General features: G+C 71.7%; 16 protein-coding genes and 3 tRNA genes. 13 read left to right on the forward strand and 6 right to left on the reverse strand.

The window, feature by feature from the left end; genetic code table 11:
- The first annotated feature begins 195 nt into the window (after nucleotides 1-195).
- The 3 genes from BN12_RS03395 to BN12_RS03405 all read left to right on the forward strand — a co-directional run bounded on the left by BN12_RS03395 (nucleotide 196) and on the right by BN12_RS03405 (nucleotide 2016).
- Nucleotides 196-268: transfer RNA gene (locus BN12_RS03395), tRNA-Glu, on the forward strand.
- A 21-nt stretch (nucleotides 269-289) separates the two neighbouring features.
- A tRNA-Asp gene (locus BN12_RS03400) sits at nucleotides 290-363 on the forward strand.
- A gap of 435 nt (nucleotides 364-798) precedes the next feature.
- Nucleotides 799-2016, forward strand: coding sequence for a globin domain-containing protein (locus tag BN12_RS03405; RefSeq protein WP_048550087.1), 1218 nt, complete (start codon nucleotides 799-801; stop codon nucleotides 2014-2016).
- 213 nt (nucleotides 2017-2229) lie between these two features.
- Here the strand turns inward: BN12_RS03405 and BN12_RS03415 are convergent, their stop codons facing one another.
- Both BN12_RS03415 and BN12_RS03420 read right to left on the reverse strand, forming a co-directional pair.
- A complete protein-coding gene (locus tag BN12_RS03415; RefSeq protein ID WP_048550090.1) occupies nucleotides 2230-4011 on the reverse strand; it encodes an ABC transporter ATP-binding protein in 1782 nt (593 codons plus the stop codon).
- Nucleotides 4008-5798 carry an ABC transporter transmembrane domain-containing protein gene (locus tag BN12_RS03420; protein WP_048550092.1) on the reverse strand — a complete coding sequence of 597 codons (1791 nt, stop codon included), beginning with the start codon at nucleotides 5796-5798 and terminating at the stop codon, nucleotides 4008-4010. The genes BN12_RS03415 and BN12_RS03420 overlap by 4 nt, the downstream gene beginning before the upstream one ends.
- Nucleotides 5799-6267: 469 nt before the next feature.
- Here BN12_RS03420 and BN12_RS03425 point away from each other — a divergent pair, with 469 nt between their 5' ends.
- From BN12_RS03425 to BN12_RS03460, 8 genes are all read left to right on the forward strand, one after another.
- Complete coding sequence (locus tag BN12_RS03425) at nucleotides 6268-7329, forward strand: FecCD family ABC transporter permease (RefSeq protein ID WP_048550094.1); 1062 nt, start codon at nucleotides 6268-6270, stop codon at nucleotides 7327-7329.
- Nucleotides 7326-8411 carry a FecCD family ABC transporter permease gene (locus tag BN12_RS03430; protein WP_235432283.1) on the forward strand — a complete coding sequence of 362 codons (1086 nt, stop codon included), beginning with the start codon at nucleotides 7326-7328 and terminating at the stop codon, nucleotides 8409-8411. The genes BN12_RS03425 and BN12_RS03430 overlap by 4 nt, the downstream gene beginning before the upstream one ends.
- Entirely contained in the window at nucleotides 8408-9328 is a 921-nt protein-coding gene (locus BN12_RS03435) for an ABC transporter ATP-binding protein (RefSeq protein WP_083454380.1), read from the forward strand. Before BN12_RS03430 ends, BN12_RS03435 begins: the two co-directional genes overlap by 4 nt.
- The gene (locus BN12_RS03440; RefSeq protein WP_048550096.1) at nucleotides 9325-10452 is read left to right on the forward strand and encodes an ABC transporter substrate-binding protein; all 1128 of its coding nucleotides are present in this window, start codon (nucleotides 9325-9327) and stop codon (nucleotides 10450-10452) included. The genes BN12_RS03435 and BN12_RS03440 overlap by 4 nt, the downstream gene beginning before the upstream one ends.
- A gap of 54 nt (nucleotides 10453-10506) precedes the next feature.
- Nucleotides 10507-11559, forward strand: a complete 1053-nt coding sequence (locus BN12_RS03445; protein ID WP_048550098.1) for an ABC transporter substrate-binding protein — start codon at nucleotides 10507-10509, stop codon at nucleotides 11557-11559.
- Nucleotides 11560-11602: 43 nt separating this feature from the next.
- Nucleotides 11603-12658 carry an ABC transporter substrate-binding protein gene (locus BN12_RS03450; protein ID WP_048550100.1) on the forward strand — a complete coding sequence of 352 codons (1056 nt, stop codon included), beginning with the start codon at nucleotides 11603-11605 and terminating at the stop codon, nucleotides 12656-12658.
- An 81-nt stretch (nucleotides 12659-12739) separates the two neighbouring features.
- Nucleotides 12740-15112, forward strand: a complete 2373-nt coding sequence (locus BN12_RS03455) for a DEAD/DEAH box helicase (RefSeq protein WP_235432284.1) — start codon at nucleotides 12740-12742, stop codon at nucleotides 15110-15112.
- A gap of 162 nt (nucleotides 15113-15274) precedes the next feature.
- Nucleotides 15275-15348, forward strand: a tRNA-Phe gene (locus BN12_RS03460).
- Between the two features lie 617 nt (nucleotides 15349-15965).
- Here BN12_RS03460 and BN12_RS03465 read toward each other — a convergent pair.
- From BN12_RS03465 to BN12_RS03480, 4 genes are all read right to left on the reverse strand, one after another.
- Entirely contained in the window at nucleotides 15966-16763 is a 798-nt protein-coding gene (locus tag BN12_RS03465; RefSeq protein ID WP_083454381.1) for a cation diffusion facilitator family transporter, read from the reverse strand.
- Nucleotides 16760-17152: an ArsR/SmtB family transcription factor gene (locus tag BN12_RS03470; protein WP_048550102.1), complete on the reverse strand. Its 393-nt coding sequence runs from the start codon at nucleotides 17150-17152 to the stop codon at nucleotides 16760-16762. Before BN12_RS03470 ends, BN12_RS03465 begins: the two co-directional genes overlap by 4 nt.
- Nucleotides 17153-17212: 60 nt before the next feature.
- Nucleotides 17213-18184, reverse strand: coding sequence for an IS481 family transposase (locus BN12_RS03475; RefSeq protein WP_083454382.1), 972 nt, complete (start codon nucleotides 18182-18184; stop codon nucleotides 17213-17215).
- A gap of 388 nt (nucleotides 18185-18572) precedes the next feature.
- A complete protein-coding gene (locus tag BN12_RS03480; protein WP_200901299.1) occupies nucleotides 18573-18875 on the reverse strand; it encodes a metal-sensitive transcriptional regulator in 303 nt (100 codons plus the stop codon).
- A 175-nt stretch (nucleotides 18876-19050) separates the two neighbouring features.
- On the opposite strand from BN12_RS03480, the gene BN12_RS03485 reads away from it, so the two are divergent.
- Both BN12_RS03485 and BN12_RS03490 read left to right on the forward strand, forming a co-directional pair.
- On the forward strand, nucleotides 19051-19269 hold the full coding sequence (locus BN12_RS03485) for a heavy-metal-associated domain-containing protein (RefSeq protein ID WP_048550108.1): 219 nt from the start codon (nucleotides 19051-19053) through the stop codon (nucleotides 19267-19269).
- Nucleotides 19266-20192: a hypothetical protein gene (locus BN12_RS03490; protein ID WP_048550110.1), complete on the forward strand. Its 927-nt coding sequence runs from the start codon at nucleotides 19266-19268 to the stop codon at nucleotides 20190-20192. Before BN12_RS03485 ends, BN12_RS03490 begins: the two co-directional genes overlap by 4 nt.

A 20192-nucleotide genomic window follows, 5' to 3' on the forward strand; every position in this document is an offset into this window, starting at 1 on the left:
AGGTACGCGGCGATCTTCGGAGGGTCCCTGCACACTCGACCCGGGTGCGGCCGGCCCGGCTCGGGCGTAGCGTCCGCCGGGTCCGGGTCGTTTTGGCGGGAAGGTGGGACGTCCCCTATGCTTTCGGAGTCCTCGACGGATCCGGGCGCTGCTCGCTGCGCGGCGAGGGGCTCCGAACCGCCGGCGGGCGACCAGGTCCCCATCGTCTAGCGGCCTAGGACCCCGCCCTTTCACGGCGGTAGCACGGGTTCGAATCCCGTTGGGGATACGCAGTTCTGGCCTTGCACAAGGCCCCGTAGCGCAGTTGGTTAGCGCGCCGCCCTGTCACGGCGGAGGTCGCGGGTTCGAGTCCCGTCGGGGTCGCTCTCCGGAAGAGGGGTATCGGCTGACGCCGGTGCCCCTCTTCCCGTCCCCGCGACCCAGCCAAGCCCCACCCGTCGGAGTCGCTCTCCGGAAGAGGGGTATCGGCTGACGCCGGTGCCCCTCTTCCCGTCCCCGCGACCCAGCCAAGCCCCACCCGTCGGGGTCGCTCTCCGCGACCCAGCCAAGCCCCACCGTCGCGGTCACTCTTTCCTTCCCGCGCCCAGCCATGTCTGATCGTCGAGCTACCCCTCCACCGACGAATCGTAGATGGAGTGGCAACCCCACGTACCGCTCAGTAGGCGGGCTCGGCAACGAACACCACTCCGCTCTCGCCGTGAACGACCCGGACGACCCAACTACTACGTCGTGTAGCATGCGTCCGCTTGTGGCGGTAATGACGGTTTAGGACGATGTCGTCCGGAGTGAGGAGTGCGCATGAAGCTGACACCAGAATCGGAGCAGATCGTCGCGGCGACCGCGGCCGTCGTCGCCGAGCACGCCGACGAGATCACGAGAACCTTCTATCCGTCGATGTTCGCGGCTCATCCCGAGCTGCTGCGCGTGTTCAACCAGGCCAACCAGGCGATCGGCGAACAGCCGAAGGCGCTCGCCGCGTCCGTCGTCGCATTCGCGACCCAGCTCGTCGACCCGAACGCTCCCGACTTCACGCCGGTCATGAACCGGATCGCGCACAAGCATGTCTCCCTCGGCATCTCCTCGACGCAGTACACGATCGTCGGCAAGCATCTGCTCGGAGCCGTCAAGACGGTGCTCGGCGACGCCATCACGCCCGAGGTCGCCGCCGCGTGGGACGAGGTCTACTGGCTGTTCGGCTGCAGCCTCATCGCCGAGGAGGCACGACTCTACGCGCTGGCGGGCACCGACCCGGAGCACCCGTGGCGGGACTACCGGGTCGTCGAGCGCTTCGAGGAGTCCGACGACGTGTTCTCCCTGCTTCTCGCGCCGGTCACCGGCGAGGTCCCCGCCCACAGCACCGGACAGTACGTCGCCATCGCCGTCGACCTCCCGGACGGCGACCGGCAGCCCCGGCAGTACACCATCTCCTCGGGTCCCCGAGGTGACACCCTGCGCGTCACGATCAAGCGCGTGCGCGGGACGGACGGCGCTCCGGACGGGCGGGTGTCGACGTGGCTCCATGGGAATGCGAAGCCGGGGACGATCCTGCAGGTGTCGCAGCCCGCCGGCGACGTCGTCCTCGACGGGTCGGAGGCACCCCTCGTCCTCGTGTCGGCGGGCATCGGCATCACCCCGATCGCCGCCATCATGGAGGACCTGTCGCGTCGCCAGCCGGACCGCCAGGTGCGCCTCTTCCACGCCGACCGGTCGCACGAGCACCACGCCCTCTACTCGGGCCTTCGGCGCCAGGTTCTCGCCATGTCCGACGCCCGGGCCCAGAACTGGTACGAGGCCGACGCGGACAGTGCGCCGACGCTCCACCCCGCGCGGGAGGGGCTCATGGACCTGTCCGACATCGCCGTGCCGGCCGACGCGGAGGTCTTCATGTGCGGGCCGCTCCCCTTCATGCAGATGGCCCGGCGGATGCTCGTCGACAAGGGGATCCCTGGCGAGAGCATCCACTACGAGGTCTTCGGACCCGACCTGTGGACGCAGAACGCCGACAACGCGAACTGACGGTTCGACGGCAGCCGCCGTCACGGGCTGAGGCCGGGACGACCCGGCCTCAGCCGGGCAGCTCGGCGTCGGTCCGATGGCCCGGCCTCAACCGGGCGGCCCGGCGGAGGTCGATGCCGACCCCGGACGTATGCGGTGTCTCCACCGGTGACCCGGCGGTCCGGTGACCCGGTGGTCCGGTGGTCCGGTGGTCCGGTGGTCCGCCGGCCGGGATCAGCCGTCGGACCAGGCGTCCCACAGCCGGGCGTAGGCGCCGCCCGCGGCGATGAGCTCGTCGTGGGTACCGCCCTCGATGATCCGCCCCTCCTCCATGACGAGGACGAGGTCGGCGTCGGCCGTCTGCGCGAGGCGATGGGCGATGACGACGGACGACCGGTTCCGGGTCACCCGCGCCGCGGCGACGTCGAGGTCTCGGGCAGCGTCGCTGCCCGCCTCGGCGGTGGCCTCGTCGAGGACGACGACGGGCGGGTCGAGGAGGAGGATGCGGGCCAGCGCCAGCTGCTGGGCCTGGCCGGGGGTGAGGGCGTGGCCGCCGCCACCGACGACGGTCTCCGGGCCGTCGGGGAGCGTGGCGAGCCAGGCACTGGCACCGACCGTGGCGAGCGCCTTGTCGACGGCCTCGGCGGACGCGTCGGGCCGGGTGAGACGGAGGTTGTCCGCGATGGTGCCGATGAAGACGTGTGTCTCCTGGGTGATGAGGGCGACGTGGCGCTGGGGGGCGTCGAGGGTCGTCAGCGCGGTGCCGCCGAGGGTCACCGAGCCCGACCTCGGATCGCGGACTCCCGCCAGTAGGGTCGCGAGCGTCGACTTGCCCGATCCGCTCGTCCCGACGACGGCGACCTTCCGCCCCGGGGCGAGGTCGAGGCTGACGTCGTGGAGGACGTCGGGCCCGTCGGCATACCCGAACCGAATCCCACGAGCGGTGAGAGCGACCTCCCGCCGTGGCGCGACCGCCGGCCCACCAGGAGGACGAGGACGGGCCGGGCTGACGCCGGTCGGAGTCTCGGCGCCGGCGAGGGTGGTGATGCCGACGAGCCGACCCAGCCCGGCGGCGGCCTGCTGGATGCTGTCGAAGACGCCGAGGACGGTGTTGATCGGGTCGAAGAGTCCGGCGAAGAAGAGCGCCGCCGTCGTCGCGGCACCGATGCTCGCCTCGCCGGAGCGGACGAGGAGGAAGCCGACGAGCAGGATCGATCCGAGGCCGACGAGCTCGGCCGCGTTGAGCCGCCCGTAGAAGCGGGTCGCGGCTCGCGTCGCGGCGAACTCGTACTCCATGGAGTCGGCGGAGGCGCTCTCGATGAGCGAGCGCTGACGGCGTTCGAGGCGCAGCGCTCGCAGGGTGGGCAGCGCGGTGAACCCGGTGAGCAGAGCACCGGCCCGGCGACCGTCGGCCACCCGGCCGGCGGCGTAGATGGGGCCCGAGGTCCGCAGGTACCAACGCAGGGTATGCAGCTGGATCGGCACGGCGAGCAGCCCCGCGAGGGCGAAACGCCAGTCGAGGGTGGCCAGTCCGACGAGGGCGGACAGGATGGTCAGCCCCGAGCTGAGGAAGCTCCCGAGCGCGCCCGTGGCGGCGTCGGTGACGATCTCGACGTCCCCGGACACGCGCGACACGAGGTCCCCGGTGCCACTGGACTCGACGGTGTCGAGGGGCAGCTCGGCCGCGGTCCGGACCGTCTCCTCGCGCAGGTGCGCCACCGCGGGGACGACGACGCGCGCGAGGAGCACCGTCGACGCCCAGCCGGTGAGCGCCCCGAGCACGGCCGCCGCGACGAGGAGTGCCACCGGTCCTCCGAGGGCCGATGTTCCACGGTGGTCGACGATGGCCTGGGTGATCCAGCCGATCGCGACCGGCCCGGCCAGCGCGAGCGCGCTGTCGACGACCGTCACCCCGAGCGCCGCGAGCAGCCACAGCCAGCGGCCGGCCATGAGCCCACGGAGGTACCGGCGAACCTGTCGCCCGGACGCGACGGGCAGGAGCTGGACCGAGGTCATCGGGAGACCGCCGTCCGGTATGCCGCGCTGGCCCGGGTGAGGTCGGCGTGGGTTCCCTGCGCGGAGCCCATGGGGTCCCAGAGCACGACGCGGTCGCATCGGGACAGCCAGGCGGGGCTTGACGTGAGGACGAGTGTCGTCCGTGCCGCCCGCAGCTGCTGCACGCGCTCGGCGATGCCGATCTCGGTCGCCGCGTCGACGCCCGTCGTCGGGTCGTGGAGGACGAGGACGGGCGGATCGGCCGCGAGTGCGCGAGCCAGCGCGACCCGTTGGCGCTGCCCACCGGAGAGCCGCTCGCCGCGGTCGCCGACCGACGTGTCGAGGCCGTCCGGCACCGTCTGGACCACCTGGTCGGTGAAGGACGCGTGGATCGCCGACGCGACGGCGTCCTCGCCGACCGCTCGGACCCGGACGTTGTCGGCGATCGTCCCCGGGAGCAGCACCGCGTCGTGAGGGCAGACGAGCATCCGGCTGCGCAGGTGCTCCGGGGCCAGGGACGCGAGGGCGGCCCCGTCGAGCCGGGCGGTGCCCGCGGTGAGGGTCCGCTCCCCACCGAGCAGCGCGGCGACGGAGGCCGCGTCGACGGGGTCGGAGCAGACGAGCCCGAAGAGCTCTCCCGGAGAGGCCGACACGGTGAGCCGCGACGACCGGCCGACGACGACGTCACGGAGCTCGAGCACTCCCGAGTCGCGGGCCCCTGGCGTGACCGCGCGTGGGGGAGGGTCCACAGCCGCCGCGCCCTCGACATCGGCCGTGCCGGCGCGTGGGGAGCTGTCCAGAGGCGCGGCGAGGACCTCCTGGACGCGCCGCGCCGAGGCGAGGGCTCTGGCATACGTCGCGGCGGCCCCCGAGACCGTCTCCATGGGTCCGATGACGAAGCGGGCCAGCCCGAGAGCGGCGACGAGCTCCCCCAGCCCCAGCTGTCCGTCGAGCGCGAGCCAGCCACCGACGCCGGCGATGAGCGCCAGGTAGCCGCCGGCGAACAGGGCGGCGACGGAGGAGAGGCTGGCCTCCGACGACGTCGCATGGAGGGCGGCTCGGGCCGCCTCCTGGCTGACCCCGGCGTAGCGTTCCGTCGCGGCCCCGCCCGCACCGATCCCCTTGAGGACCCGCAGTCCACGGACGAGGTCCTCGGCGAGGACGGCGGCTCTCGCCTGCTCCTCCTGCTCGACGAGGCTGCGGCGTTCGAGCAGATGCCACACCCGCTGCTGCGCGACGAGCTGGGCGATCGTGCCCAGCACGATGATGAGGCCGAGCACCACGGAGACGCGCAGCAGGAGGACCGTCGAGGTGAGGAGCACGACGACCGCCGCGATCGCATACGCGAACTGGCTCGCGAAGGCGCCGACGCGGCCCGCGTCGCTCGAGGCCCGGCTCAGCAGCTCGCCGGGCGGCATCCGGGCGTCGCCCGTCGTGGCGACGACCCGCTCGGTGAGCCACATCCGCAGGCGGTGGGCGGCGTGCTGGCGCGCCCGGGTCGCGGCGCGCGCCCCGAACCGGTAGGAGAAGGACAGGAGGGCGAAGTCGGCGGCGAGGAGTCCGAGCCACAGCGCCATCGTCCTCGCGTCGGGACCCTCGACGGCCCGGCCGATCGCCGCTCCGACGATGACGGGCACGAGGGACTCGCCGATCTGATGGGTGCTGAAGAGCACGGCGCAGGCGACGAGATCCCGGCGCCGGGCGCGGATGGCGCGCCACAGCAGGCGGCGGGGTGACCCGGGTTCCGGGCTCCCGGGCGCCGGCAGAGTGGACGACGCCGTCGAGGTGCGCGCGACGGCGGACGGCATCGGCTCAGGCTAGGTCGGTGCAGATGGCGGAGTAAACGCCGTGGAGCGTCAATCGGTGTCGAGTACCCGCCACGGACCGACACGAGCCGCGCGCCAGGGACCGACCAGTGGTGCACAGGCCCCGATCGGGTGCCAGACCGCCACCAGCCGGGCCAGCCAGCCGGGTCCGGGACCGACCAGTGGTGCACAGGCCCCGATCGGGTGCCAGACCGCCACCAGCCGGGCCGACGGGTGGTGCACAGGCCCCGATCGGGTGCCAGACCGCCACCAGCCGGCCGGGCGAGCGGTGGCGGACCTCGCGTCCCGTGGCGGCCGGGCGACATCGATTGGCGTGCCACAGGGCTTGTCGGCGGGCCAGGCGCGGACTACCGTCCCTGAGGCAAGGCTTGCCTAACCTGTGAAGCTCCTTGCCGCGAACCTGACCGGGATCGGAAGACTGAGGACGCACGATGGCCCAGGCCACGCCGGCATGAGCGCCGGGCTCGACACGGCACCCGCGACCGGAGGGACGACGGCCCCGGCAGCGCGACGCGGCGTCACCGCCGCCCGCCTTCTCGGCCTCGTCGTCGCCGGCGGCCTGCTCCTGCTCGTCGTTCTGCTGAGCATCGCGGTCGGCGCCAAGCCGATCCCGCTCAGCGGGGTGATCCATGCCCTGACCCATGGGGAGGGCTCGGTCGACGGCGTCGTCATCCTCGACCTGCGCCTGCCCCGCACCGTGCTCGGGGTGGCCGTCGGTGCCGCCCTCGCCGTCGCCGGTGTCCTCATGCAGGCGCTGACCCGCAACCCGCTGGCCGATCCCGGCATCCTCGGCGTGAACGCCGGCGCTGCGGTCGCCGTCGTGTTCGCCATCTGGATCTGGCGGTTCAGCGACCTCACCGACTACGTGTGGTTCGCCTTCCTCGGGGCCGGCGCCGCGTCGGTGCTCGTCTATCTCCTCGGCTCGCGGGGCCGATCGGGCGCCACCCCGGTGCGGCTCGCGCTCGCCGGCACGGCGGTGAGCGCCGTGCTCGGTGCCGTCATCTCCTTCATCACCCTCCTCAACCCCCGCGTGTTCGACCAGTTCCGCTTCTGGGGTGTCGGGGCGCTCTCCGGCGTCGACGCGGACGTCATCTGGCAGGTCCTGCCCTTCCTCGTCCTCGGGACCGTCCTCGCGCTCGGCATGTCGGGATCCCTCAACGCCCTCGCCCTCGGGGACGAGACCGCGAGGGCGCTCGGCAGCAACGTCGGCCTGACCCGGGCGCTCGGCGCCGTCGCCGTCACGCTCCTGTGCGGCGCCGCGACGGCGGCCGTCGGACCGATCGGGTTCGTCGGCCTCACGGTCCCCCACATGGCCCGGGTCGTCACCGGCCCGGACCACCGGTGGCTCGTGCCCTACTCGATCCTCCTCGGCCCGATCCTCCTCCTCGGCAGCGACATCGTCGGTCGCGTCATCGCCCGCCCCGGCGAGATCCAGGTCGGCATCATCACCGCCTTCGTCGGCGCTCCCGTCTTCATCGCCCTCGTCCGCCGGCGCAGGATCCCCGAGCTGTGAGCGCGCCGACCGTCGCGTCCCCGCATACCGGGGACACCGTGCTCCGGGGCCGCGTCCTGCGCGACCCGGACGACCGGTTCTCGGTGCGCTGGCATCCCCGCACCCTGCTCGTATGCGGCGTGCTCACCGGGATCGTCCTCGTCGTCGCCGCGTTGAGCCTGTCGACGGGCGACTACCCCGTCCCGCTCCGGCGCGTCGTGGAGACCCTGCTCGGTGGCGGACGGACCATCGATCACTTCATCGTCGTCACGTTGCGGCTGCCCCGCCTCGTCGCGGGCCTGCTCATCGGCGCCGCCCTCGGCATGAGCGGCGCGGTGTTCCAGAGCCTGTCGCGCAACCCGCTGGGCAGCCCCGACATCGTCGGGTTCACGAGCGGCGCGGCGACCGGCGCGGTCCTGGAGATCCTCGTCTTCCACGGCGGGCAGTTCGCCATCGCCTCGGCCGCCATCCTCGGCGGGCTGGCGACCGCGATGGTCGTCTACCTGCTCTCCTTCACGCGCGGCAGGGTCGCCGGCTACCGGCTCATCCTCGTCGGCATCGGGATCGGCGCGATGCTCGACTCGGTCACGGCATACCTCCTCACCCGGGCCACCCTCTACGACGCGCAGAACGCCCAGGTCTGGCTCATCGGGAGCCTCAACGGCGTCGGCTGGGAGGTCGTCGTCCCCCTCGGACTCGCCCTCGTCGTCCTCACCCCGGTCACCGTCCTCGCCGGTCGCACGCTCGGCTGGCTCGAGATGGGCGACGACGTCGCGAAGGGACTCGGCATCCCCGTCGAGCGCACCCGGCTCGTCCTCGTCGTCACGGCCACGGCGCTCGCCGCCGCGGCGACGGCCGCGGCCGGCCCGATCGCGTTCGTCGCCCTCGCCGCGCCCCAGCTCTGCAAGCCCCTCACCCGCGCCTCCGGGGCCCAGATCGTCCCCGCGGGGATCATGGGCGCCGCGCTGCTCACCCTCAGCGACTACGGCGCCCAGCGCGTCATCCCGTCGACCCAGCTGCCGGTCGGCGTCATGACCGGCGTCGTCGGAGGCGCCTACCTGTGCTGGCTGCTCGCCCACGAATGGAAGACCGGACGCGCATGAAGACCCCTTCCCCCATCGCGACGAACCCGCCGACCCGGGCGGCCGACCCGGCCCCTGGTCGACCCCGCCGTGCGGACAAGCCGCGGTTGTATGCGGACGACCTCACGCTCGCCTACGACGAACGCGTCATCAGCACGGCGCTCGACCTCCTCGTCCCCGACGGCTCCTTCACCGTCATCGTGGGCGCGAACGGCTGCGGCAAGTCCACCCTGCTGCGCGCGCTGTCGCGGATGATCAAGCCGAGCCGCGGCGCGACCTACCTCGACGGCAAGGCCATCACCGCGATGTCCTCCAAGCAGGTCGCCCGCAAGCTCGGCCTCCTCCCGCAGAGTCCGATCGCCCCCGACGGCATCACCGTCGCCGACCTCGTCGCCCGGGGCCGGTACCCCCACCAACGGCTGCTGCGCCAGTGGTCCCGCGACGACGAACGCGTCGTCACCGAGGCGATGGCGGCGACCGGCGTCCGGGACCTCGCCGACCGCTACGTCGACGAGCTGTCCGGGGGTCAGCGACAGCGCGTCTGGGTCGCGATGGCCCTGGCCCAGCAGACCGACATCCTCCTGCTCGACGAGCCCATCACCTTCCTCGACATCGCCTACCAGGTCGACGTGCTCGACCTGTGCGCCGACCTGCACGAGCGGTCGGGCTACACCCTCGTCGCCGTCCTCCACGACCTCAACCACGCCTGCCGGTACGCCTCCCACCTCGTCGCGATGCGCGACGGCGCCATCGTCGCCCAGGGTGCGCCCTCCGAGATCGTCACCGCCGATCTCGTCGAGGACGTCTTCGGTATGCCGTGCGAGGTCATCACCGACCCACAGAGCGGGACGCCGCTCATCGTGCCGATCCACCGCCGCAATCGACGGCCCGACAACGTCAGGTCGATCAGCGAGCACAACCCGAAGGACCACGGATGACCACCACCCTGCTCTCGCCGCCGCACTGCTCCATGTCTCGCACGACGTCCCGCTCGATGCTCACGCCGAGGCCCGGCCCGGCATACGAGCGCCTCGGTGTCCGCTCACACCCGGACGCCCGTATCGACGTCGAGTTCGCCCGCATCGTCGACGAGCTGACCCGTCGGGGCTTCCTCGCGGGAGGGCTCTCCGGCGCGGCGGTCCTCGGCCTCGCGGCGTGCGGATCGGGCACTCCCGGCGACGGCGGGAGCAGCGCGACGACCCGCACGATCGAGACACCGGTGGGCACGAGCCTCACGGTGCCCAGCACGCCCAAACGCGTCATCGCGCTCGGCGCCTCGATCAGCAACCTGTGCGAGCTGGGGGTCCCGGTCGTCGGCACGTGGACCAACGCCGAGAACTCGGTGCCGGCCCGCTACCACGACCAGGTCGCCAAGCTGCCCAAGGTGCAGGCCGCCGACGGCACGATCGACGTCGAGGTGATGGCGGCGCTCCGGCCCGACCTCATCTTCGTCTGGTCGGGGATCCCGACCCTCTCCAAGGTCCAGCAGATCGCGCCGACCTTCGTCTACGACAGCTCGAGCACCATCACGTGGCAGCAGCGGGCCCAGCAGACCGCCTACGCCGTCAACCGCGTCAACGCCTTCGCGACGGCGCAGCAGAAGTACCAGGCGGAGGTGCAGCGGATCCGCACGACGTATGCGAGCCAGCTCACCGGTCACACGTGGTACGTCGTCACCCCCTGGGACGCGGCGAACTTCCAGCTCGAGGCGGTCACGACACCCGGGCCGGCCGCGCTCAAGGCTCTTGGCGCGAGGTTCGGCACGCAGCAGAAGAAGGCGGATGCCGCCGACAACGGCGGGGCCGAGCTGTCCATGGAGCTCATCTCCGACCTCTCGGACGCCGACGCGATCGTCCTCGACGACAACGGCTACGGCTCCACCGACGGCACGCTCGTCAGCGCCAACGGCCGCCACCTCGTCGGCCAGCCCACGTGGAAGAAGCTGCCCGCCGTCGCCGCGGGACACCTCGTCACCTTCAACGCCTTCAACATCGACAGCTTCACGAGCGGCACGGCATACCTCGACGCGATCGAGACCCTGTGCAAGAAGCTCCAGGCGTAGCCCCGCGCCCGCCCCCATCGCCCACCCCCTCGACAGCTCCACGAAGGGTCACCGATGACGATCACTCCCCTCGACCCGGCCGACACCGACCGTCGCTTCGCCGAGATCGTCGACGAGGTCACCCGCCGGGGCTTCCTCGGCGCGTCGATCGGTGCGGCGACCCTGGTGGGTGCCTCCGGATGCGGCGCCGACGGCGACACCACGAGCGGCAGCTCGGGGACCTGGTCCTTCACCGACGACCTCGGTCACACGATCACGCTGCCACACCGTCCGACCCGGATCGCCTCGATGTGGGACAGCATCACGGCGAGCCTCTGGGCCGCGGGCGTGCGCGACATCGTCGCCACACAGCTCGCGCCGACACAGGCGCACGTGCTGTCCGGCTCGCACGTCGCGACGAGCGGCATGGCCAAGGTGAAGAACGGCGACACTCCCGAGGTCCGGATCGAGGAGCTGGCGAAGGCGAACCCCGACCTGATCCTCGACTCCGCCGATGCCGACGGCACCCTCTCCTCCGCCTCGACGAACAGCCGGATCGCGCAGATCGCGCCCATCGTGGCGTTCAACGAGTCGACCGGTGACGTCGAGACGCAGATCCGCCGGTCGGAACGCTTCGCGGCCGCCCTCGGGATCGCCGGCGCGGACGACGCGGGGCGGGCGCAGTACCGGAGCGCGTTCGAGCGTCTGCAGCGAGTCACCGCCGCCAAGCCGACCCTGCGGGTGGCGTTCTGCTGGGGATACGACGACGGTCTCTACATCTACCCGCCGAACGACTTCAGCGTGTGGATCCCGACACTCCGGTCGGCGGGCGTGAACTTCATGCCCGCGAAGCCGACCGCGGGACCCGACTCCGGCGGCTTCCACGTCGTCGCGTGGGAGCGCGCCCTCGACCTGCCGGTCGACCTCCTGCTCGAGAAGGGCGGCCCCTGGCCCATCGACAACCCGGGATGGCGCAACATGCCCGCCGTCAGGGCCGGCCAGGCCTACGACACCGACGACTGGGGCGCGGCCGGGTGGGACGCCTACAGCTACGCCAACTACGCCACCCTGCTCGACCGGACGGCCGAGGTCATCGGTCGGTCACGCCCCGGCGTCGGCCCGCGGTGACCCTCACCCACCACCACCCGATGCACCGACGAAGGATCACGACATGGCCACTGCACTGCTCACCCGCCCCTCCGTCGACGAGGAGTTCGCCGCGATCGTCGACGAGCTGACTCGGCGTGGACTCATCGCCGGCGGACTCGGCGGGGCCGCGCTCCTCGGTCTCGGCGCGTGCACCGACGAGAGGTCCTCTGCCGCACCGTCGAGCAGCGAGCCGACGACGCGGACCATCGACACTGCATACGGGCCGGTCCAGGCTCCGGCGAACCCGAAGCGCATCGTGTGCGTCGACACGTACACCGTCAGCGCCCTCCTCGACGTCGGCGTCACGCCGGTCGGGGTCGGCGACGGGGGCGCCGACCTCATGCTCGCGGCATACGAGCCGACGTATGCGTCGATCCCGAAGGTCGCCTCCGCGGACGACGAGATCTCGCTCGAGAAGATCGCCGCACTGACGCCCGACCTCATCCTCGGCGTCGACTACCCCTACATCGCGAAGGCCCGCACGAAGCTCGCCGCCATCGCGCCGACCGCCATCTTCACGTGGGACAGCTCCGGCGACTGGGCGGCGATGGTCCGCTCCGCCGCGACCGCCGTCGGACGCGCCGGCCAGGAGGGCAGCCTCGAGGCCGGCTACCGCGCACGGGCGGCCGAGATCAAGAGCACGTATGCCGACGTCCTCGCCGCGACGACGGTCGAGCTCGTCACCGCGGGTGGCGGCCAGGCCTACGTCTGGCTGCGCGGGTCCGGCGTGGCAGCCGTCCTCACCGACGCGGGGGTGCGGCTCGGCTCCGCCTCCCAGGGCCCCGGCGTCAAGGCGACGTCGGATGACCAGGCGAGCGGGTTCAAGGCGCTGTCCTACGAGCAGCTCGACGTGCTGTCCGACGCGACCGAGATCATCACGCTCGCGACGCCCGACGGGGCGATCGATCCGGACAGCAAGGCGATGACCGAGCGTCCGGTCTTCACGCGGCTCCCGGCCGCCAAGGCCGGCCACGTCGACGCGCTCGTCAACTTCTTCCCCTTCAGCTACGGCCAGGCGAAGGCGGCGCTCGACGAGCTCGCCGGCGTCCTGGAGCGCCTGCGCACGAGCGCCTCGTAGCTTCGTCGCACCAACCCGTCGTCGAGGCTCCGCCTCCCGCACGAAGGCTGCCGTGTGCGGTCCAGGGTCGAGGATGGTGGTGTGTCCGAACGTGAACCGGGCGAGAGCCTTCCGCTCCTGCTGATGCCCTCTCCCGAGAAGGAGATCGCGGAGCTCCGCCGGGAGAACACGCGGCTTCGGCGACTGCTGACCCTCACCGAGCAGGAGGCGAAACCGGCTCGCGGCACCCAGACAGCATGGTTCGAGCGGTCGCCCGGCCCGGTCACCCGTGACTCGTCCCCGCGGGACAAGGTCGCGTTCTACGCCGCGCTGTTCACGGCTCGTCGCGACGTGTATGCCCTGCGGTGGGACAACACGCGCACGGGCTCCGGCGGCTGGCTTCCTGCCGTCGAGGGGCGCTGGCGCAAGGGCATGCCGGCCGAGCACCAACGCCTGCGGCCCCTGACGCCCGAGGTCATCGACGCCCACCTCCGTGGGGACATCCGGATCGGCCTCTACCCCATGCTCGCCGGCGACCGGACGTCGTGGCTGGCGGCCGACTTCGACGGGCAGTTCGCGATGCTCGACGCGTTGGCATACCTCAAGGCGGCCCGCGCCGTCGGTGTGCCCGCCGCTCTGGAGATTTCGCACTCGGGCGTCGGTGCGCACGTGTGGGTCTTCTTCACCGAACCCGTCCCTGCCGCAGCCGCCCGCCGGCTCGGCACGAGCCTCCTGCGTGAGGCCATCGCGCTGCGCGGTCGGATGGACCTGCGATGCTACGACCGGCTCTTCCCCTCGCAGGACGTGCTGCGCCCCGGCGGCATCGGGAACCAGATCGCCGCACCCCTCCACGGCACGAGCCGCAAGGAGGGACGGACCGTGTTCCTCGACCTCGCGACGCTCGAGCCGCACGAGGACCAGTTCGCGTATCTCTCCAGCCTCGACCGGCTCGCCCCGAGGCGGCTCTCGACACTCCTGACGACCCTTCGCGCCCCGGCCGTCGGAACGACCGTCGACCGCCTCCTCCGCGCGGACTCCACGCGCACCCAGCCCCCGGCCGCGCCGGTCGTCCATCTCACCCTCGACGGTGGCATACGGATCCCTGGCGAGGAGCTCAGTCCGGCCCTGTATGCGACGTTGAAGCACGCCGCATCGGTGGTCAATCCCGAGTTCTACGACCGCCAGCGCCGGCGACAGCCGACGTGGAACGTGCCGCGCTTCATCCACTCCTTCGACGAGACGATCGACGGCCGGCTCGTCCTGCCGCGCGGGCTCCTCGGGAAGGCGACACAGCTCGTGAGGGAGGCCGGCAGCGCCGTCGCCCTCGACGACCAGCGCGTGCCCGGCTCCCCCATCGAGGTGGCGATGACCGCCGAGCTCACGCCTCCTCAGCGGTCCGCCGTCACCGACCTCGTCGCCCGGGAGATCGGCGTCCTCGAGGCGCCGCCGGGGTCGGGCAAGACGGTCATGGCCTGCGCCGTCATCGCCGAGCGGCGCGTCTCCACCCTCGTGCTCGTCGACAGCAAGACGCTCGCCGACCAGTGGCGGACCCAGATCGACACGCTGCTCGGCATCAGGCCGGGGCAGCTGGGTGGAGGTCGCCGCAAGCTCACCGGTGTCGTCGACGTCGCAACCCTGCAGACCCTCGCCCGGCGCGACGATCTCGGTGACCGGCTCGCGGCATACGGTCTCGTCGTCGTCGACGAATGTCACCACGTGCCGGCGGCGGCGTTCGAGGCGGCCGTCCGCGGGATCCCTGCGCGGCACTGGCTCGGGCTCACCGCGACGCCGTACCGGCGGGACGGGCTCGACGACCTCATCGGCTTCCAGCTCGGGCCGATTGCGCACACGTTCGTGCCGGACGGCCACGACACGCTCGTGGGCTCGATGACGGGTCGCCCGACGCCGCGGCTCGTCGTCCATCCCACGACGTACCGGTACACCGGCGACGCCGACCTCTCGACGACGTCCGGCTTCACCGACGTCGTCGCCGCCCTCGTGGCGGACGAGGCGCGGAACACGCAGATCGTGTCGGACGTCGTCTCGGCCATCGGCCGTGGCCGGAACTGCCTCGTCCTCAGCCGCCGAGTGGCCCACGTGGAACTGCTCGCGCGGTTGCTGGCCGAGCGGGGTCTGGAGCCGGTCGTCCTCACCGGCGGCCTCGGTGTCCGGGCCCGAGCTCGGGCGCTGGGCCGGCTCACCGGTCCCGGGCCCCTCCTGCTCGTCGCCACGACGAGTGTCGTCGGCGAGGGGTTCGACGCCCCGGCGCTGGACACCCTGTTCCTCGTCACGCCCGTGTCACACAAGGGCGGGATCGTGCAGTATGCCGGTCGCATCCTGCGCGTCCACCCCGGCAAGGAGACCGCCGAGGTCCACGACTACCACGACGTGTCCACTCCGGTCCTCGCCGCGACGCTCGCGAAGCGGGCACCCGGCTACGTGAGCCTCGGCTTCCCGGATCCTCGGCGTGGGTGAGACTCGTCCTGCACCCTGGTGGGTCGGCCGTGGAACCGGACGCCTCGGCGCCCGTCGCGCTCCCTGGTCGCCGGTGACCCGTGGGCCTCGGTCTCGGCTATAGTGTGTGCGCGCCAGGGCGACCTGGCGCTCTGTCTGCCCAGCGTGTTCGGGCCGGCACCCGGCCAGGTAGCTCAGTTGGTACGAGCGTCCGACTGAAAATCGGAAGGTCGGCGGTTCGACCCCGCCCCTGGCCACAAGTAACACCGCAGGTCACCGACGTCCAGCACGCTCGGAACCTCCCTACGCGTAAGGGCCATTGCTAACACTTTGCTAACTGTCCCGTCGAAGGGTAGCAAGGAACGACGCTGGGCCTGTTTGGCCGGGAGTTGGCGTTGGGTCATCAGCGACATCACACAACCCTCATTGCATCGCCGCTCATGTTGGGCGGCGCGCCTCTCTGTGGCCGAACTCGAATACTCCACCAGCGGACCGACGTTAGCGCAGGTGGGCATGCTCACGTGCTGGCCGACCGAGGGGGAGCCTGACCGGCTTTTCCGGACATCTGAGCTGAGGGGATGCAGATCCGGCGATGCCCACGCTGCTGAGCGCTGTCCTCGACCGACTGGGGGCGTGACCACCGGGGTTAGAGTGCACAGGCGCAATCGACCCGGCGAGGGCGTGGCTCGTCGCGTGCGAGCTCGCTGCAATAGCCGGAAGTCACTCTCAGGACGCAGCCAAGGTCGACGACGCGACGCAGCGTGAGTTTGATCATCTCCGCTGCCGCAGTCATGCCGACTCTGCGCGGCGACCGCGAAACATCCGTCGTGGCAGCCTCGCGCGGATCGCCCGGCAGCTCCCCACGAGAGGCAGGTCAGGCCGACGTGTCCGCGTTCGACCCGGGCCGGGTCGCCGGCCAGAGAGGGGATCGGCCCTCGGGGCCGAGCGGGGCCGGAGTGGCCGCGCAGCAGCCGTCGGTGCAGTCCTCCGGGGCGTCGGTGCAGGCGCAGGCCGCCTCCGTCGAGTCCCCGCGAGCCGACAGCGGGCCGCAGCACCCCTCCCCGCGCCAGGCGTCGCGTCCCTCGCGGACGGCGACCGCGGCGATGACGAGACCGGCGACCGGGTCGGCCCAGAACCACCCGAGGGTGGCGTTGAGGACCAGCCCGAGGAGCAGCACGGCCGACAGGTAGGTGCACAGCAGGGTCTGGGTGCCGTCGGCGACGAGGGCGTTCGAGCCCAGCGCCCTCCCGGTGCGGCGCTGCGCCCACGACAGCCACGGCATGACGAGCAGCGACACCGCCGCCAGCACGATGCCCACCGCCGAGGAGTCCGGCTCGTGGCCGGAGACGAGGGCGCGGACCGACTCGACCGAGACGTAGGCCGCCAGGACGAAGAACGAGATCGCCATGAGCCGCAGGGCCGTTCGCTCCCGCGACTCGGGCATCCGGTGCCGGAACTGCCAGAGGACGATCAGCCCGGAGGAGACCTCGACGACCGAGTCGAGGCCGAACCCGACGAGCGCCACCGAGCCCGCGACGACCCCGGCCGTGATGGCGATGACCGCCTCGACGACGTTGTAGGTGACGGAGGTGCCGGCCAGGAGCCGGGCACGCCCGCCCAGGCGGTGGCGGTCGGCATCGGACAACGGGGTGCGGCGGGCCACGGTGGTCATCGGGCCCCGTCCCCGGCCGGCAGGGTGTCGGCGCCATAGGTCTCGCAGAGGACGACGCGCTCTCCGGTGAGGGCGAGCAGCCGCTCGGCGGCCGCCCAGAGGTCCATCAGCCCGGCGGCGTGGGTGAGGGCGTAGACCGACGCCCGGCCCTCCGGCCGCGACGTGACGAGGCCGCAGTCGCGCAGGCAGGCGAGGTGCTTGGACACGGTCGACTGGGCCAGCCCGAGGTGGGCGGTGAGGTCGACGACCCGGTGCTCGCCGAGGGCGAGGTGCTGGAGGATGGCGATGCGGTGCGGGTCGCCGAACCCGTGGAAGAGGCAGGCCGCGGCGACCCGGGCGTCGACGGCACCCTCTTCGGACCGAACACTCAGCGCAGATGTCATCGTCATACAGCGATGATGGCGCAGAGCCCGAGAGTGCGTCAACCCAGGCCTAGGTGTACCCGGCCATCAGGTTGGTAGCAGCCGGCTGATCGGCGGTCGACCTCCGAGGGCGGTGTGGCGTCGTTGAGTGTTGTAGTGCTCGAGCCAGGGTGCAAGGGCTGCGGTGCGGTCGTGGTTGGTGGTGAACGCTTGCCGGTAGGCCCACTCGGTGGCCAAGGTGCGGTTGAACCGTTCGACCTTGCCGTTCGGCCAGGGGCAGTGCGGTCGGATGAACTTGTGGGTAGCGCCCAGGGCGGCGATCGCTGCTTTGACGTCGTTGCTCTTGCGGTAGCTGAAGTGGTTGTCGGTGATCACCCGCTCGATCGAGGTAATGCCGTAGCGGGCGAACGCGGCCGCTGCCCGCTCGATGAACCCGCCGCAGGTGGCGCCCTTCTCGTCGGACAGGATCTCGCTGTAGGCCAAGCGGGAGTGGTCATCGACCATGGAGTGCACGTAGTCGTACCCGATCCGGGCCTTCTTCTTCGCGGAGGTCGATCCCATCGAGCGACCGTGCGCGCGCCACCCGCCGCCATCGGGGATCTTGCCGATCTTCTTCACGTCGACGTGGACCAGTTCGCCTGGCCGGTTGCGTTCGTACCTCGTCGCGGTCTGCTTCGAGGACCGGATGACCTCACCGGTCATCGGGTCGCAGTGGCGCAGGTACGGCACACCGTGACGGCGCAGGATCCGCGAGACTGTCCGGGCCGGGACGCCGACCTTGGGTGCGAGCACGTCCGGGCCCTCGCGGTGCTCGGTGCGGGCGGCCAGGACCTTTGCCTCGACTTCGGCACTGGTCTTGGTCGGCATGGTGTGCGGCCGCGACGAGCGAGTGACCAGACCGGCGTCACCCTCGGCCGCGTACCGCTCGATCCAGGTCTTGACGCACTTGCGGGACACACCCATCGCCGCGGCGATGTGAGCTTGTCGCCAGCCCGCCTGATGGCGCTGGACGATCAGCCGCCGACCGTGGACCGTCAATCGAGCACTACCGTGAGACACGAGAACCTCCGGGTTGGAGTGGGCCTTAGACAAGCCACATCCCACTCGGGGGTTCTCGTTCGTTCAACCGGGCTCGCCGCTACCAACGTCCTGGCCGGGTACAACTAGACGCGCGAAGGTCCAGGCTTGCTGCAGTCCAGCCGCCGACACTGCACATCCCGATCAGACGTAGTCCAGTCGCGAGTAGTTGACGAAGCCCGAGGTCCTCACTCTCCCGACCCCCTCGGCGTCGAGCACCAATAAGCCGCCATCGCTGTGGCGCACCCTCACCGGCCGTCCGAGCGGTATCACCGGCCTCCTCGCCGACCACCCCGAGGCAGGGGGGGCTCCGTCGTCGGCGGGGTGCTCACCACACGTCGATCTGACCCCTGCGCCAAGGGTCGCACCCTCAGGAGCGGACGAGCCGCGCGATCGCCTCGGATGCCTCGCGGACCTTCGCGTCGGCCTCCGGTCCCCCGGCCCGGGCGGCGTCTACGACGCAGTGCGAGAGATGCTCCTCGAGCAGGCCGAGGGCGACCGACTGCAGCGCCTTCGTCATCGCGCTCACCTGGGTGAGGATGTCGATGCAGTACTTCTCCTCCTCGACCATGCGCTGCAGACCACGCGCCTGACCCTCGATCCGCCGCAACCGCTTGAGGTAGTCCTCGCGGTGCGCGTAGTGGACGTAGCCGTGCTCGTGGCCGGCGGGCATGGCTGAGGTCGGGGTCGAGGCAGTTGGTGCGGTCATGTCTGACCCTCCCATGTTCGTTGCGCGCCGTTCCGCTGGCCCGCCGTCGGAATGCAGCATACCCCCTCCGGGTTTACATGTGTACCCTACAGGGGTATGGTTCACCGGACCGTTCATGACAACTTCTTGGAGGCTCACCATGACCCAGCAGCCCAACACCGTCGCCACCTACGCCGTCACCGGCATGACGTGTGGCCACTGCGCCGCCTCCGTGTCGGAGGAGGTCCGTGAGATCTCCGGCGTCACCGACGTCTCCGTCGACGTCCCGACCGGTGCCGTCACGATCACTAGCAGCCAGCCGCTCGAGCGCGACGCCGTCCAGGCCGCGGTCGAGGAGGCCGGCTACCAGCTCGCATGAGCACCCCCGCCACGCTGACCGGCTTCGCCGCGGCGCTGGCGCTGACGTTCGGCGGCGCCTGGGCGCTCGGGTCCTCCACCGGACCCGTCGCCCCGGCCGCCGCCCACGGCGCCGAGCACGCGACCGACCCGACGAAGGAGGACCCCATGGCCACCGACACCCTCCCCGCGGGCCTCGCGGCCTCCCGCGCCGGCTACACCCTCGAGCTCGGCGACGACGCCCTCGACGCCGGCACTCGCGAGCTCGCGTTCACCGTCCATGACGCCACCGGCGCACCGGTGACCTCGTTCGACGTCGAGCACGAGAAGCGACTCCACCTCATCGTGGTGCGCCGGGACCAGACCGGGTTCCAGCACGTGCACCCCGTGATGGACGAGCACGGAACGTGGCGTAGCGCGATCGACCTCACCCCGGGGAGCTGGCGGGTGTTCGCCGACTTCACCCCGACGGGCGGTCCGGCCCTCACCCTCGGCACCGACCTCGCCGTGCCGGGAACGACCACGCCACCCGCACCCTCCGCGCCGACACGGACCGCGCAGGTCGACGACGGCTTCGAGGTCACCGTGACCGGCGACCTGCGCGGCGGCGAGGACTCGACCCTGCGTCTGCAGGTCAGCCGCGACGGGCGGCCCGTCACCGACCTCGAGCCCTACCTCGGCGCCTACGGCCACCTCGTCGCCCTGCGCGAAGGCGACCTCGCCTACCTCCACGTCCACCCCAACGGTGCGCCGGGGGACGGTCGCACGACCGCCGGTCCCGCCGTTAACTTCACCGCCGAGGTCCCCACCGCGGGGAGGTACCACCTCTATCTGGACTTCAAGCAGGGCGGCGTCGTACGGACAGCCCACCTCGTCCTCGACGCCGCCCCGGCCCCCGCCGGCTCGACGCCGAGCCGCACCCCCACGGGCGGGCACGGGCACTGA

Source organism: Nostocoides japonicum T1-X7, assembly GCF_001046855.1.
Taxonomy (GTDB): Bacteria; Actinomycetota; Actinomycetes; order Actinomycetales; family Dermatophilaceae; genus Nostocoides; species Nostocoides japonicum.

Excerpts from the sequence above, each read along its gene's own strand:
- BN12_RS03465 (WP_083454381.1), bottom strand. The coding sequence starts at position 16,763 with ATGACCACCGTGGCCCGCCGCACCCCGTTGTCCGATGCCGACCGCCAC.
- BN12_RS03405 (WP_048550087.1), top strand. The coding sequence starts at position 799 with ATGAAGCTGACACCAGAATCGGAGCAGATCGTCGCGGCGACCGCGGCC.
- BN12_RS03425 (WP_048550094.1), top strand. The coding sequence starts at position 6,268 with ATGAGCGCCGGGCTCGACACGGCACCCGCGACCGGAGGGACGACGGCC.
- BN12_RS03445 (WP_048550098.1), top strand. The coding sequence starts at position 10,507 with ATGACGATCACTCCCCTCGACCCGGCCGACACCGACCGTCGCTTCGCC.
- BN12_RS03420 (WP_048550092.1), bottom strand. The coding sequence starts at position 5,798 with ATGCCGTCCGCCGTCGCGCGCACCTCGACGGCGTCGTCCACTCTGCCG.
- BN12_RS03435 (WP_083454380.1), top strand. The coding sequence starts at position 8,408 with ATGAAGACCCCTTCCCCCATCGCGACGAACCCGCCGACCCGGGCGGCC.
- BN12_RS03440 (WP_048550096.1), top strand. The coding sequence starts at position 9,325 with ATGACCACCACCCTGCTCTCGCCGCCGCACTGCTCCATGTCTCGCACG.
- BN12_RS03415 (WP_048550090.1), bottom strand. The coding sequence starts at position 4,011 with ATGACCTCGGTCCAGCTCCTGCCCGTCGCGTCCGGGCGACAGGTTCGC.
- BN12_RS03450 (WP_048550100.1), top strand. The coding sequence starts at position 11,603 with ATGGCCACTGCACTGCTCACCCGCCCCTCCGTCGACGAGGAGTTCGCC.
- BN12_RS03490 (WP_048550110.1), top strand. The coding sequence starts at position 19,266 with ATGAGCACCCCCGCCACGCTGACCGGCTTCGCCGCGGCGCTGGCGCTG.
- BN12_RS03470 (WP_048550102.1), bottom strand. The coding sequence starts at position 17,152 with ATGACGATGACATCTGCGCTGAGTGTTCGGTCCGAAGAGGGTGCCGTC.
- BN12_RS03485 (WP_048550108.1), top strand. The coding sequence starts at position 19,051 with ATGACCCAGCAGCCCAACACCGTCGCCACCTACGCCGTCACCGGCATG.
- BN12_RS03480 (WP_200901299.1), bottom strand. The coding sequence starts at position 18,875 with ATGCCCGCCGGCCACGAGCACGGCTACGTCCACTACGCGCACCGCGAG.